At 60.4% G+C, this 13,292-nt stretch carries 10 protein-coding genes and 4 pseudogenes; 4 read left to right on the top strand and 10 right to left on the bottom strand.

Annotation, left to right across the window (positions count from 1 at the left end; all coding sequences use genetic code 11):
- Window positions 1-18: 18 nt before the first annotated feature.
- Window positions 19-525 carry a cytochrome P460 family protein gene (locus tag NTH_RS20895; RefSeq protein ID WP_338532221.1) on the bottom strand — a complete coding sequence of 169 codons (507 nt, stop codon included), beginning with the start codon at window positions 523-525 and terminating at the stop codon, window positions 19-21.
- A 505-nt stretch (window positions 526-1,030) separates the two neighbouring features.
- On the opposite strand from NTH_RS20895, the gene NTH_RS20890 reads away from it, so the two are divergent.
- Window positions 1,031-1,297 (top strand): gamma-glutamylcyclotransferase family protein, encoded by a 267-nt coding sequence (locus NTH_RS20890; RefSeq protein ID WP_338532142.1) that lies wholly within the window; start codon window positions 1,031-1,033, stop codon window positions 1,295-1,297.
- Here NTH_RS20890 and NTH_RS23170 read toward each other — a convergent pair.
- From NTH_RS23170 to NTH_RS20870, 3 pseudogenes are all read right to left on the bottom strand, one after another.
- Window positions 1,294-3,507 (bottom strand): annotated as a pseudogene (locus NTH_RS23170) (IS3 family transposase). The gene NTH_RS20890 and the pseudogene NTH_RS23170 overlap by 4 nt on opposite strands.
- A 270-nt stretch (window positions 3,508-3,777) precedes the next feature.
- Window positions 3,778-4,032: pseudogene (locus tag NTH_RS20875) on the bottom strand (transposase); the annotation flags it as partial.
- A gap of 153 nt (window positions 4,033-4,185) precedes the next feature.
- Window positions 4,186-4,486: pseudogene (locus NTH_RS20870) on the bottom strand (NAD-binding protein); the annotation flags it as partial.
- A 46-nt stretch (window positions 4,487-4,532) separates the two neighbouring features.
- On the opposite strand from NTH_RS20870, the pseudogene NTH_RS20865 reads away from it, so the two are divergent.
- The 3 genes and pseudogenes from NTH_RS20865 to NTH_RS20855 all read left to right on the top strand — a co-directional run.
- Window positions 4,533-4,793, top strand: a pseudogene (locus tag NTH_RS20865) (transposase); the annotation flags it as partial.
- A gap of 394 nt (window positions 4,794-5,187) precedes the next feature.
- A complete protein-coding gene (locus tag NTH_RS20860) occupies window positions 5,188-6,345 on the top strand; it encodes an ornithine cyclodeaminase (protein ID WP_338532141.1) in 1,158 nt (385 codons plus the stop codon).
- 24 nt (window positions 6,346-6,369) lie between these two features.
- A complete protein-coding gene (locus NTH_RS20855) occupies window positions 6,370-7,626 on the top strand; it encodes an MFS transporter (protein WP_338532140.1) in 1,257 nt (418 codons plus the stop codon).
- A 34-nt stretch (window positions 7,627-7,660) separates the two neighbouring features.
- Here NTH_RS20855 and NTH_RS20850 read toward each other — a convergent pair whose 3' ends face one another.
- The 6 genes from NTH_RS20850 to NTH_RS20825 are packed head-to-tail and all read right to left on the bottom strand — an operon-like array spanning window position 7,661 to window position 13,266.
- Complete coding sequence (locus tag NTH_RS20850; RefSeq protein WP_338532139.1) at window positions 7,661-8,791, bottom strand: NAD(P)/FAD-dependent oxidoreductase; 1,131 nt, start codon at window positions 8,789-8,791, stop codon at window positions 7,661-7,663.
- The gene (locus NTH_RS20845; protein ID WP_338532138.1) at window positions 8,788-10,200 is read right to left on the bottom strand and encodes an FAD-dependent oxidoreductase; all 1,413 of its coding nucleotides are present in this window, start codon (window positions 10,198-10,200) and stop codon (window positions 8,788-8,790) included. The genes NTH_RS20850 and NTH_RS20845 overlap by 4 nt, the downstream gene beginning before the upstream one ends.
- Entirely contained in the window at window positions 10,197-10,520 is a 324-nt protein-coding gene (locus tag NTH_RS20840) for a (2Fe-2S)-binding protein (RefSeq protein WP_338532137.1), read from the bottom strand. Before NTH_RS20840 ends, NTH_RS20845 begins: the two co-directional genes overlap by 4 nt.
- Window position 10,521: 1 nt before the next feature.
- Window positions 10,522-11,316, bottom strand: coding sequence for an ABC transporter permease (locus tag NTH_RS20835; protein WP_338532136.1), 795 nt, complete (start codon window positions 11,314-11,316; stop codon window positions 10,522-10,524).
- Window positions 11,313-12,200 (bottom strand): ABC transporter permease, encoded by an 888-nt coding sequence (locus tag NTH_RS20830; protein ID WP_338532135.1) that lies wholly within the window; start codon window positions 12,198-12,200, stop codon window positions 11,313-11,315. Before NTH_RS20830 ends, NTH_RS20835 begins: the two co-directional genes overlap by 4 nt.
- Window positions 12,193-13,266, bottom strand: a complete 1,074-nt coding sequence (locus NTH_RS20825) for an ABC transporter ATP-binding protein (protein WP_338532134.1) — start codon at window positions 13,264-13,266, stop codon at window positions 12,193-12,195. Before NTH_RS20825 ends, NTH_RS20830 begins: the two co-directional genes overlap by 8 nt.
- Between the last annotated feature and the right edge of the window lie 26 nt (window positions 13,267-13,292).

Raw genomic sequence — 13,292 nt, 5'->3', positions numbered from 1 at the left:
CCTTGTTCCCGACCTCGATCAGTTGAGATCTGCGTTGGTCGTGAACAAATAATTTTCGCCTTCTGCCGTGGAGTGGCAGCTGATGCAGCCCTGAGCCATCCCCGCTATGGGCGTGCCCTCCGGGGTCTCATCGAGGGAGCCGTCGGGCAGGTATTTGGCCCAGAACCAATTGCCGGACTCGGGCGCATAACCTTCTACTCGGCGGAACATGACCGTCACGGCGGCAAGATGGTCGCCGCGGTTGTCCAGCACCTGATCGACAGTAACGCCTTCCGGACCATAGTTGCGCTTGATCACCAGCGCTCCCGTGTGACCGTCGACCGTAGCGTCCGTATAGAACGTCTCCAGCATCACGCCGTGCGGATCCGTCCCTGGGTACGGAAAGGCTTGAACAGCGCCCTCCCCCGCCAGGTTGCGCTCCTCCATGTTCTGCCAGAGCTGCCGGGCGTAATCCTGGTCCTCCTGTCCGCCGAAATCTTGCGCGAACGCGGTGCCTGCCGCGAGGCCCAAGGCGCTTGCGATCATCACCAATCTCATATCGGATCCTCCTCTTATCGGGCCCGTGCAAGGCCATAAGAGGAAACACGCGAAAGGCAGTTTTGTTGCAGTCGCCGCCGCGAACTGGTCGAGGCCGAATGGAAACGGCGAGAACTAATTGCACGCGGCCTGAGCATCAAAACGGCGCGTTAGCTACGATGCCGGCAGTCGCACGATAAACCTCGAGCCGCAGTAGCGAATGCGTCGTAGTGCTCATTCAGTCGAAATCGGCAATGTTGGAGACAGTAAGTGCCCGAGCGCAGCCACACGCGCGCGAGGCCTCGGCTGGTTCGACCATCGCTATTTGGTCACTTATCATGACGCCATGACCCAGCCAGCCCTGGACAAGTTCCTGGCGGCGACCTGCCACTGATCCGTCGCGATCAGAGGCACTCGGACCAAGGCGTCATGAAACAGCTCTGGGAAGCGGCCGTTCGCTGACGACTTATTGTGGACGTTCCGAAGCTCGCCGCATCGCAAGGAGCCAAAACGCATGGTGCAAAAGGTATTTGTCTTCGGGACACTAAAGACGAGCTTCCCGCTTCACGAGCAGGGACTGTCGGGAGCGAAGTTTCTGGGAGGACACAGGACCCGGAAGCGTTATCCCCTCCTCGTCGCCGGACCGTGGTTCGCGCCGATGATGCTCAACGAACCGGGTGTCGGGTGCCAGATCATCGGTGAGCTATACGAGGTGGATGACAAAACTACTGAAAAGCTGGATCGGCTTGGCCTGCTGCCGGTTTTTCGGACACGAGGTTAAGCTAACATAGCTCGTTCCTCGAACTCCACGGGGCTCAGATAGCCCAGTGTCGAGTGCCTGCGCCGCGGATTGTAGAAGCGCTCGATGTAATCGAACACGTCGGCCCTTGCGTCATCCCTCGTCCTGTAGACCTTGCGCGCGGTGCGTTCGGTTTTGAGCGACGAGAAGAAGCTCTCCATCGCAGCATTGTCCCAGACGTTGCCCGACCGGCTCATCGAACAGGTGATGCCGTGGTCGGCCATCAGGCGCTGGAACTGCTCGCTCGTGTATTGGCTGCCCTGGTCCGAATGATGCAGCAGACTGTCGGGCTTGCCTCGGCGCCAGATCGCCATGATGAGGGCGTCGGTGACGAGCTGCGCCGTCATCTCCGCCTTCATGGCCCAGCCGACCACACGGCGGGAGAACAGGTCGATGACTGCGGCAACGTAGAGCCATCCTTCGGCGGTCCAGATGTAGGTGAAGTCGGCAATCCACTTCTGGTTCGGCGCCGACGCCTCGAAGGCACGGTCGAGGAGGTTGTCCGACACAGCCGCTCGCTCGCCGGTGTCCTTTGGCAACCCACGGCGCCGAGGCCGGGCACGAAGCCCGTTCTGGCGCATGAGCCTCTCGACACGATGTAAGCCGCAGGAAAGACCCTCGGCCAGAACGTCGTGCCAGACGCGGCGGGCGCCATAGGTGCGGTCGCTGCTTTTGAAGCTGCGATCGATCGCCGTCACCAGTTCCTCATCCTGCCGCGAGCGGTTGCTGGGGCTGCGGTTGAGCCAGGCATGGAAGCCCGACCGTGACACATCCAGCGCCTCGCACAGCCATGCCACCGGCCAGATCGAACGGTGCTTCGCAATGAATGCGAACCTCATATCGCGTCCTTTGCAAAGTAGGCTGCGGCCTTCCTAAGAAACACTCGCTGCTGCTGGCGCGGGAGCCAGTTCGTAGCCGAGAGATCGGGCTCGACGCTGGAGGTTGGCAAGAACGCGTGTTCGATGCCGCTCGTCATAGGCTGCCGCACCCGGGTCGCTATAGGTCATGCCGAAGCGGAGCGTGTTATAGAAGAGCACGGCGATCTTGCGTGCAGTGGCGGTCACCGCCTTCTGTTTGCCGATGCGGGACGACAGCCGTCGATAGAATGCTCCCAACGCCGTGTCGCTGCGTCCAAGCGTGATCGCGGCCAGCCGCAACAGGGCCGCCGCCCGACTTGAGGATCGTCGCGTCCGTGATGAGAGGAGCTTTCCGCCTGAGATCTTGTTGCCAGGCGCAAGGCAAAGCCAGGATGTAAAGTGCTTCGAACTGGGCCATGCTCGTAGATCCGTTCCGCATTCCGCGACGAGCTTCAGTGCCAAAGATGGTCCGATGCCGTGTATCTGGGTCAGATCCACGCCGAGGACGCCGTGCAGGGCTGCTCGGACATCGAACGCCGGTGCGCCGGCTGGCTTCTGACGGAAGCGCGGCTTCGGCAACGGGGCCGGGTTCGCGTTACGGATGGTCAGCACTTCGACGGACGCTTCCAGCTTTTGATCGCATTCGGCAATCTTTGCCTGATAGGCATCGTAGAGGTCCAGGGATTGAGCCAGCGCGAAGATGTGTTCGTCGCGGTCATTCCCAATCAGTGCCGACCGGATCTTGTCGATGGACGACTGACAGCGCACGTCCCGGTAAGCGGCCAACGCGTCTGGGTCTCGCTCTCCGGCTACAAGAGCCCGGATGATCCGCATGCCGGTTACTCCGGTGATATCGGAGACAACATGATGGAGTTGAAGGTTCATCTCCATCAGCGCCTTTTGCATGTGCTGGATATGGGCCGCTGCGTATTCGACGAGCCGTTCCCTCTGGCGCAGATAGGACCGCAGCGCAGCTATCTCCGCCTCGGGGCGAAAGCTGCCACGTAGCAGGCCGTATGAATGCAGTTGCCGCAGCCAGGCGGCATCGCTGACATCTGTCTTCCGTCCCGGCACGTTCTTGGCGTAACGCGCATTCACCAGGATCACCTCGAACCCGTGCTGCTCGAGGATCTCGAAGGCGGGTATCCAGTAGACGCCGGTCGATTCCATTGCGACACTCGTCACACCGCAGGATCGGAACCACGTCGCCAGATCGTGCAGATCCCGCGTGAAGGTTCCAAAAGCACGTACAGGCGTCTCGCAGACATCGGGATTTACCGCCGCCATGTGCATCGTCGAACCGATGTCCACCGCCGCGGCATGTGAATTGACCATCTTCATGTCCGGGTGGCCGCCGGTCGTGATCTTCGTCATGGCATCTCCTCCGTTCGGGTTGGAGGGCGTGGGTTATGCCAGTCCTTCATCTTCCTAATCGGGATCGCGCGGACAGCCGGCGTCACCACTCTCAAGTGCGCATGAACCCATGGGCCACGTTTTTTAACGGGGTCGATCCCACCAATAAGCTAACGGCCGCTGCCCTCACGGATCGAGAGTAGCACAGGGCGGTTTCTACCGCGCGCAGGCGAGCAGTGGCCCGGGGTGGTTTTTTAGGATGTCACGCTCCGCCTTGAGCTTCGCGACCTCCTTGCGCAGCCGGTCGATCTCGAGCTGCTCCGGCTTCATCTGCCCATGACCGGGAAACGCATGCTGCGGATCAGCGCCCAGTTCCCTGACCCATTTGCGCAGCACATTCTCATGGAGATCAAGATCGCGGGCAGCCTGGGCGACCGACACGCCTCGTTCCTTGACCAACCTCACCGCCTCAACCTCGAACTCGCGGCTGAACTTCCTTCTCTGCATTCACAAACTCCGGTTTCGTCAAAGCACCTTATCTCGGTGTCCACGAAACCGGCAGCAGGCCATGGTGATTTTTTGGTTGCGGGGGCGCGCAACCGTCGATGTCAGCAGTGCCTTTTCCAGGCAGCGGCGTGATGGGCCAACATAGTCCAAGTTTGCTGTCGAGGGCGGCGACATGTTGATACTGCGCGCTGCATCGAGAGCGCTCTCGATGACTTTCTGGTGCAGCGAAATACGGAATCCCGGCTCGAAATTCCGATCGGTCATTCGCTGACCGTGCAACTCCAAACCTCGACGAAGCGAAGTTACCCAGCGCGGCACACACCTTCGCCGGGTCAGCCCCCGTTTCGAAGAGAAGGCCTTCAGACAGCGCGCCGATTGTCAGTGCGACGATGATCTGGTTGGCGACTTTTGTGCTCTTCCCATCGCCAACATCACCCACCAGATTGATGTTCTTGCTATCACTTCGAGGACCGGCGGAGCATCGAGATAGGCGCAATTGAGAACACGTCATTCCCTTCTTCGCCTTCCCTGAAAGCGTGCGCTAGATCATATACGCGACCAATGCGATCGAGGCGCTGAACTCGAAGCTGCGCCGGGCCGCTCCCACCTGCGGCCAATTTCCCAGCAGCGAGGCGACGATGAGGCTGTTATATCTGGTGCTCAATCACGCGGTTGCGGAATGGGAACGGCCGCCATGCGAGTGGTTCAGGGCCAAGACGCAGTTCGCCGTCCCATTCGGCGAAAGGTTCGTCAGCCAGTGACGAAATCGGCCTCACGCAAAAATATCCGATACTCTCCGGGCTTACCAACACGCCGCGGCATGAGAGGCAATGTCCAGGCCGTGCCGTTCCGCACTTTCGGATACTTACCGCGACCTCCACCTTCTGCATGGTGTGACCATCGCTTAAACCCGCTCAATATACGGGGAACAGTTGCGATCCCATGAGCGCGGAGTTTGCTGTCCCCTCCGTTTCAAACACCTGCACGGAGCTTTTCCAAGAAACAGCATATTTTCCCAAAGAGGTACACGTACTCGTCATTTCCCTGCAACAAGCAGGCGCTACTCAAGGCACACACAGCGCCCGCCGGACCCTTTCAATGTTTTCCGTCTGCACGTGAACTTGCGCTACCGCATGTAAACTTGGAGGTTCCCCTATGTCGCGTTCCCGCACGCAAGGATACACAGCGGCTGGCATCGGCACTTGCCTCAATCTTCCCGAATGCCGAGCCAAATCCGCAGCTCGTCCAGTGGCTTCGCATGCCCGGGACGGCTCCGAAGACAGCAATAGCGGAGGGTACGCGCTTGACAGCCACGCATCGCTATTGGTGGGAGAAATTGCGAGAAAGGCACTAGCAGCCATGGCGAGCGGCGTTGCCTATGGTGCAAAAGTCGCCGTTCAACCCAGGGAATGCGAGCTTCTTGAACTATTGGGCTCGGCCGATACAAGCGTTGACCTGGCTGATGAAAGATTGAACTGGAAACTCAGCGCCCTGGTCAGCGTCAATGACCGATATGGCGCAGTCAAGATCGTCGGATCGAACGCCTATAACCGCGTCCGCCACCTGCCGCGCTCACAATCAACGATCCTGCTCTTCGACAAGTTGACCATGCAGCCCCTCACCATCATGGATGGCACCGAAATTTCAGCCGCCCGAACAGGCGCCTACGCCTCGATCGTGGCTGATCACTTCTTGCCTGATTACGACACATTCAGCGTCTTCCTCATCGGTGCCGGAAGGGTCGCCGAGAAGGTGGTGGCGGATCTGGCCGCGCATCATGGTGACCGTATCGAAATGGTATATGTCAAAAGCAGGTCTCCGGAGGGTGCGGAGACCCTGACAAGGGCGTATCAAAACCTGCCTTTTCCGGTCGTTGCGGCCAAGGGTATGGATAGACTGGGTGCCTGTGCCTACGTGATCACGGCATCGAATGCCGCCGCTCCCGTGTTCGACGCCAACGCGCTGGCGCATGACGCGGTGGTTCTGCATCTTGGAGGCGACGAGACTCCTGGAGCCTACATTCGCCGTACGCTGGAGCAGGGAACCGTTTTCTGTGATGACGTCGATGCGGTTTGCCACAGGGCCTCGCAAAGCGTGTCGCTCTATTTCAAGTCACGCGGGCTCAAGCTTTCCGAACAGGCCCCCAACTACCAGATCGGCAATCTCTGGTCGCTTTCGCGCAGTCCGCGCGTCGCGTTCCGCAAACCTGCTCTTGTAACCTGCGTTGGACTGCCGGTCCTAGATCTTTATGTCGCCCAACACGTATTCGAAGACAGGCAACGGCAAGAAGCGAGCACCGCCGGAGCGGCGTAAGCCAGGCAGCGCTGGAACATTGGCATGTCGCAACCCTCCTCCTCGACCGTCGAAATCGTGTTCGCACCTTTGCGTGTGCCGGCATTCAGAAATCTTTGGGTGGCGACGGTGCTGGCCGGAATGGGCGCATGGGCGCAGGCAGTCGGCGCTGCCTGGCTCATGCTCGAGCTTGTCAATCGGGCCGATCTCGTTGCCTATGTCCAGGCTGCAAATAGCGCGCCGGTTTTATTACTCTCCTTCCTGGCGGGCGCTTTAGCGGACACATGCGAACGCCGCTCGCTGCAGCTTCGCGCCCAGGTTTGGGTTCTCTTTGGCGCCACCATCTTTGTGGTGATCTGTGCGTCGGGTTTGGCGGATCCAATGCTCGTGCTCCTACTGACATTCGTTGTCGGGGTGGGGACTGCCTTGCGAGCGCCTGCATGGCAGGCTTCCATTCGCGATCTCGTGTCCAACGAGCAGGTGCCGGCGGCAGTGACGCTCAGCAGCGTAGGATTTAATTTTTCGCGTATCGCCGGTCCGGCGATTGGCGGGTTGGTTGTCGCTATTTATGCTCCCATGGGCGCTTTCATCTTCAACATGCTGGCTTCGCTGGCGCTCATTTTCGTTCTCTTGCGTATGCCGAAGGATCTCCCGAAAAGGGCCAATCCATCCTTCACCAAACTCGTTGGAGATCTGCGATCAGGCGCCTCCTATGTGCTTTCGAGCCGGCTGATGTGCATCGTGTTGATCAGAGCAGCGGCGGTGGGCATTCCTTCAAGCGCGATACTTGCCCTCCTCCCCGTCCTGACTAACCAACGGTTTTCCGGCACATCGATGGAGTATGGGTTGCTGCTGGGGTTCTTTGGCCTGGGGGCTATGGTAAGCGCCTTCGCACTGGCCCATTGGAGAAAGAACCGGCACCCTGAGAGTCTGCTATCCGGCGCATCCCTGGCTCTTGCGCTGTCGCTCTTTCTGCTGGCGCAGGCCGAGATATTGCCGCTGGCGGCGGCCGCGGTAGCGCTCGGCGGGTTTGCGTGGGTCGTCATGCTGACGACGCTGAACACGGCCGTTCAGCTCAATGCCAGCAATGCCTTTCGCGGCCGGGCTCTTTCGGCCTACATGACCTGCGCCTTCGGCGGATTGATGATAGGCAGCCTCCTGTGGGGAAGCCTAGCGCAACATGCGGGTGTTCGGACCGCCTTCCTCTCTGCCGCCGCAGTTCTTGCAGGCACCCTCTTTCTGAGACTTGGCGCTTCGCTTCCGAGGAATTCCGACCGTTTCGACGCGAGTGAGAGGCAGTAGGATACCTCCTGGGCGTAGGGCAGCGGCCCGGCCCTCATGCAGCGGCTTTACTGTTGAAACGGCAGGGGCTGAACGCCGCTATCGGCAAATCCGTTTCGCCCTTTTCCACAAGGTCGGCGAGAACCTGTCCGACGATCGGTCCAAGCTGGAATCCGTGGGCAGAAAATCCAAATGCGTGAAAAGCAGACGGCGCGTTCTTGCTTGCACCGACGATTGGAAGCATGTCGGGCGTAAACCCTTCGATACCCGACCAGAAGCGCAGGATCTGCACCTGTCTCAGCGCAGGAAAGAGCTCGGCGACCGTTTGTGCGGCAAGGGCGAGCTTGTTGACGTTCAAAGTGGTTTCGTTCTTGTCGCGATTGACCGGCGCCCTGTGCCCTCCCCCGATCAGGATGGTTCCGTTGTCAAACTGCTTCAGCGAAAGAGATCGCCCAGCTGCGCCGACAACTGGCTTGACGATGCGAGGCAGGCGGCTCGTTATCATCATCATTGAGCCGTTCGCTGACAGGGGCACTCGGTCGCCCACCAGTGCGGCAACGCGATCCCCCCATGCACCGGCACAATTGATCAGAATGGGCGCCTGAAACTCCCGCCCGCATTCCGAAACGGCATGCCAGACACCTTGCTTGTAGCAAAGACGCGCCAGTTCAACGCCCTCGAACACGGCCGCGCCACGTTCGATCGCACGCCGCCGCAAGGCTTCGGTTGTCCGGAAAGGATTGGCGAAACCATCGCCTGCAACATACAGCCCACCCACGCAGGCACGGCTGATCGCGGGCAAAAGGGCGCGCAGTTCATCGGCATCGATCAGCCTTTCCTCATGCTCAAGGCCGAGTCGCGCTACCGAGCTGCTGCGAAGGCTCAGACGGCGCATTTCCTCAGCATTCTCGGCGACACGAACCCCTCCGACCGGCCGGAAACCGCAATCCTCCCCCACAATCTCTTCAATGTTGGCCCAGAGCTTCTTAGCGGCGACAGCGAGGGGCAATTCTGCTTTGTGGCGGCCCAGCGTGCGCACCCCACCAGCATTGACCCCGGAGGCGTGCCGGCCGGAGTAATCCTTCTCGAGCACATGTGTCTTGTAACCTCGGCTGCCGAGATGGAAAGCTGCGGAACAGCCGTGCAACCCGCCACCAATCACGATGACATCACTCGATACGGTCATGCGGGCACACCAGTATCCTCTTCCATCGCAAGCGAGGCAAGCTCATCGAGGTGGACGGGCCTTGCCGGCGGGCGCGAACGAAACTGCCCGATGTCTCCCGGAAAGAGTCGCTTCTCTCTGGCAACGATCTGTGAAACCGTGATCGAGCACATCCGCCCTTGGCACGGCCCCATCCCGCAGCGCAACAAGCTCTTGATGCGGTTGGGGTCGCCATCACCGGCACGCACGCATTCCCTGATCGCGCCGGCAGTGACTTCCTCGCACCGGCACGCGAATGTGGCATCGGAAGGGATGCGGAACTGCTCAGGTGGCTCATAGAGCGCATCAAGGAAGCGGCGCAAGGCCTCCTCCTTGCGCAACTGCGCTTGCAGTCGGCGGCTTTCCGAATGGAACTGTTCTTTTTCGATGCGCCCGATCTTGGCGGACACCGCCAATACCGTCAGTTGCGCACGCAGGCGCGCCGCGTCAGCCCCCAAGATGCCGGCAGCATCGCCGGTGACATAGAGGCCCGGCCGCGAAGTCCGTCCCCAAGGGTCGCAGGTAATGCACCATGTGTGTTGCTGTGCGTCCCAGTGCTGCTCGCAACCGGTGGCAAGTGCCAGTTGAACGTTGGGAACGACGCCGTGATGCAGAAACAGCATCTCTGCACTTTCGAACCGATAGACCTTCCCATTCGCACGGCAGGACACTGACCGACAACGCCTTTCCCCCTCCGCCGCAAGCGCACTTACGCCGCCTATGAAGGCAGTGCGGCTTGAACGCAGCGCAAGCAGCATTCGCATGCCTTTGAACAATGTGGAGAACCGGCCAAGGGCACCGGGTATCATCTTCAGGCTTCGACGGTAGTTCGCGTTGTGGGTGGTATCGAGAATGGCGCGTACCGGAATACCGGCTCGCAAATATTGAAGCGCAACGAGATAAAGGAGTGGTCCGCTGCCTGCGAAGATGGCATTGGGCTTTGCAAGCCCCACCGACTTTAGCAGTATCTGTGCCCCCCCCGCCGACATGACTCCCGGCAGCTCCCAGCCGGGTATCGGAAAGGGGCGCTCATACGCGCCCGTGGCGAGTACCAGTTGGCGCGCTTCGATGCGCCTGGCTCGCGCCTGCCTGGAGAACACAACTTGCCACAACGCGCCGCCTGCTTCGGCCTGCCAGACATTTGCTCCGCAGACATATTCCGCGCCGCAACCACGCAACTCTCGGGCCAGGTCGAGGCCGCGCGCGTAGTCCTTGCCCAGCGCGGGATGGCCCCGCAACGGGCTTTGCTCAACGCTGTTGTAGATCTGCCCGCCCGGCCCGCCCTGCTCATCCAAGACAATGACGGAAAGTCCCTGAGCCGCAGCATGAGTTGCGACCGTCATGCCGGCCGGACCGGCACCGACGACGGCCACGTCATAGACGCCGCTCATCGCTCTGCCTGCGCCTGTGAGTCAAGGCCACGGCGAACCTCCATGCCGTCCTGTGCAAAGGCAAGACACGCCTGCCGGTTCGGACGACCGTCGATCTCGACCAGGCACTCGAAGCATATGCCCATCATGCAATAGGCCGAGCGCGGCGCATCGGAGATCGGAGAGCGCCGGAACGCGTGCTCATCCAGGCTGAGCAGGACGGCGGCGATGCGTGTGCACTCAGCCGTTTGTACAAGCTCGCCGTCCACAGTGATGGTAACCCGCGCCTTTTGGCTCGCCGCAGTGAACCCGGCATGTGATACGAATTCGAATACCGCCATCTCAAGCCTTTCCGATGAACACCCGATCAAGCCCGTAGACCCGATCAAGCACCATCATGAGCGCGAGAGCGCCGACGATCAGCAGCGTTGATACGGAGGCCACCATCGGGTCGATAGTCTCCTCAATGTGCAGGTAGAGCCGCACCGGAAGCGTGACCGTCGACGGCGATGCCAAGAAGGCCGTCATCGTCAGTTCGTCGAAGCTTGTGAGAAACGCCAATATCCAGCCACTGGCGACGCCTGGCAGAATGATCGGCAGGGTCACCCGGCGGAACACCGGAAACGGGCCCGCGCCGAGCGAGGCTGCCGCCTGCTCCAGCCGAGGATCCATGGCACTTGCCGTCGCAATGGTCAGCCGCAACGCATAGGGGAGGATGATCACCACATGGGCCATGATGAGGCCGGCCAATGTGCCGTACAGGCCAATGCCCGCGAAGAAGCGTAAAAACGCGACGCCAAGCACAACATGCGGGATGAGCAGTGGCGAAAGAAGCAGGGCGTTGATGGCTTCCCTACCGCGAAAATCCAGTCTGGCAAGAGCCAGCGCCGCCGGAACAGCCAGAATGGTGGCGATAGTCGCGGATGCGGCCCCCAGAACCAGACTGATCTGGAACGCCTGCAGGAACGCAGGCGCATCGAGCAGAGCAGCATACCAGCGCAGGGAAACGCCATCGAACGGCATTGAGAGATAAGCCTTGTCCGTAAACGACACCAATCCGACAGCGACGAGAGGTGCCGCGATGAACATCACGAAGGCGGCATGGAATACCAGCGCCAGTGGTCCGTTACGTCTCATGCGACCTTCTCCTGAAAAGCAACCGACACCGCCTTCTGGCGCTCCACGCGCCGCCGTTCCATCAGGCGGCTATAGGTGAGGATGAGCGCGATATTGGCGATCAGCATCAAGACCGCGATAGCCGCGCCCAACGGCCAGTTCAACGTGGTGAGAAATTCATCATAGACAAGCGTTGCCACCACCTTCAGGCGCCGCCCTCCAATGATGGAGGGCGTGGCGAAAGCTGTCGCTGCCAGCGAAAAAACAATGATGGAGCCCGACACGATCGCGGGGATAACTTGCGGAAGGACCAAGCGCCGCAAGATCGTCAACTGGCTCGCGCCAAGCGACTCTCCTGCAAGTTCGATGTTGCGGTCCAGCCGCTGCAGCGAAGCCCATACGGCAATCACCACAAAGGGCACCAGCACATGGACCAGTGCGATCACCATGCCCGTCATGGTATACATGAGCGATATTGGCCGATCAGCCAGTTCCAGCATCTGCAGCGTCTGACTGATCGCACCATGGCTGCCGAATAGTAGGGCCCAGCCGAGCGTGCGGACAACGACGGCGATCAGCAGCGGCCCGAGGATGATCGTCAGGAACAGGCCGCGCCATGGCGCCTCCATGCGATAGAGGATGTAGGCTTCGGGAGCTCCGAGCAAGATGCACAACGCGGTTACTGCCAACGCCAAGACGAAGGTGCGGCCGAAGATGAGGTGGAAGTAGGGGTCCGACAGAATTTGGGCGTAATTGCCGAGCCCGAGGACCGGTAGGACGCCGATGCCATCCTGATAACCATTCAGGCTCAGAAGAAATGTCGCCGCCAGCGGCGCGGCCACGCATAGTGCATAGAAGGTCAGGGCCGGCGCGCTTAGCCAGTATGGCAGAGAGGCATTACGCATGGCCGGCCTCGACGATACGCAGGTCGGACGTGTCCCAGGCAAGCGCCACCGCATCTCCTTCGGCAACGGTTGTGCTCGAATTGGGCTGGTGGACGAGCAGTGGGCCCAGTGCGCTCTCAATTTCGTAGACCCAACGGTCACCCAGGAAAACTCGGCTGCGTATCTGTCCTGCAACAGAGGCAGCACCGGCGGCGCGCCCGGTGACAACACGGATTCTCTCGGGACGAAGCGAAACCTGCACCGTTCCATCTGCAAAGCCGGAACATTGCGATCCGGCTATTGAGAAGCAGTGCCCGGCGATGTCGATCCGGCATACATCCCGGTCGTTTTTGAACAGCCGTGCCTGCAGGAGATTGGTCTTGCCAAGAAAACTGGAGACAAAAGCCGTGACTGGGCGGTCATAGACGTCCTGTGGGCTGCCCGTTTGCTCAAGACGGCCGCGGTTCATCACGGCGATGCGATCGCTGAGCGCCATCGCCTCCGCCTGATCATGTGTCACCATGATCGTCGTAGTCCCAACCGTGCGCTGGATTCGGCGAAGCTCAACTTGCATCTCTTCGCGCAGCTTGGCGTCGAGATTGGACAAAGGCTCGTCCAGCAGCAGCAGCGGCGGCTCAATCACCAATGCGCGGGCAACAGCGACACGTTGCTGCTGGCCGCCGGAAAGCTGTGCGGGATAACGGGCCGCTAGCCCATCGAGGCGCACAAGCTCGAGGATGTCCGCCACACGGCGATTGGCCTCTTGTTGCGGGACGCGCTTCATCTCCAGTCCAAAGGCCACGTTTTCGGCCACCGTCATATGCGGAAACAGCGCGTAATTCTGGAACACGACGCCGAGTCCGCGATCACACGGCCTGATCTGATCGAGCATCGTGCCGTCGAGGCGGATGCGGCCTGAGCTGGGCTCCAGAAACCCCGCGATCATGTTAAGAGTTGTTGTTTTTCCGCAGCCCGAAGGTCCGAGAAGGGAGACGAATTCGCCTTTCGCGACATCGATATTGATATTCTCCACAGCAACGACACTGCCGAACATCCTGGAAAGGCCGTGCAGTTCGAGGAATGCCATCTCAAATCCCTCCATGCGGCGCGTAG

Origin of the sequence: Nitratireductor thuwali, assembly GCF_036621415.1 — a bacterium.
In the GTDB taxonomy this organism is placed as follows: domain Bacteria; phylum Pseudomonadota; class Alphaproteobacteria; order Rhizobiales; family Rhizobiaceae; genus Chelativorans; species Chelativorans thuwali.
Note: the sequence above shows the minus strand (reverse complement) of the source record. Positions and strands in the feature narration are given on the sequence as shown.

Bases quoted from the DNA above. Each gene is read 5' to 3' on its own strand.
- NTH_RS20840 (WP_338532137.1), bottom strand. From the start codon at position 10,520: ATGGCGGTATTCGAATTCGTATCACATGCCGGGTTCACTGCGGCGAGC.
- NTH_RS20825 (WP_338532134.1), bottom strand. From the start codon at position 13,266: ATGGCATTCCTCGAACTGCACGGCCTTTCCAGGATGTTCGGCAGTGTC.
- NTH_RS20850 (WP_338532139.1), bottom strand. From the start codon at position 8,791: ATGACCGTATCGAGTGATGTCATCGTGATTGGTGGCGGGTTGCACGGC.
- NTH_RS20890 (WP_338532142.1), top strand. From the start codon at position 1,031: ATGGTGCAAAAGGTATTTGTCTTCGGGACACTAAAGACGAGCTTCCCG.
- NTH_RS20855 (WP_338532140.1), top strand. From the start codon at position 6,370: ATGTCGCAACCCTCCTCCTCGACCGTCGAAATCGTGTTCGCACCTTTG.
- NTH_RS20830 (WP_338532135.1), bottom strand. From the start codon at position 12,200: ATGCGTAATGCCTCTCTGCCATACTGGCTAAGCGCGCCGGCCCTGACC.
- NTH_RS20845 (WP_338532138.1), bottom strand. From the start codon at position 10,200: ATGAGCGGCGTCTATGACGTGGCCGTCGTCGGTGCCGGTCCGGCCGGC.
- NTH_RS20895 (WP_338532221.1), bottom strand. From the start codon at position 525: ATGATCGCAAGCGCCTTGGGCCTCGCGGCAGGCACCGCGTTCGCGCAA.
- NTH_RS20860 (WP_338532141.1), top strand. From the start codon at position 5,188: ATGTCGCGTTCCCGCACGCAAGGATACACAGCGGCTGGCATCGGCACT.
- NTH_RS20835 (WP_338532136.1), bottom strand. From the start codon at position 11,316: ATGAGACGTAACGGACCACTGGCGCTGGTATTCCATGCCGCCTTCGTG.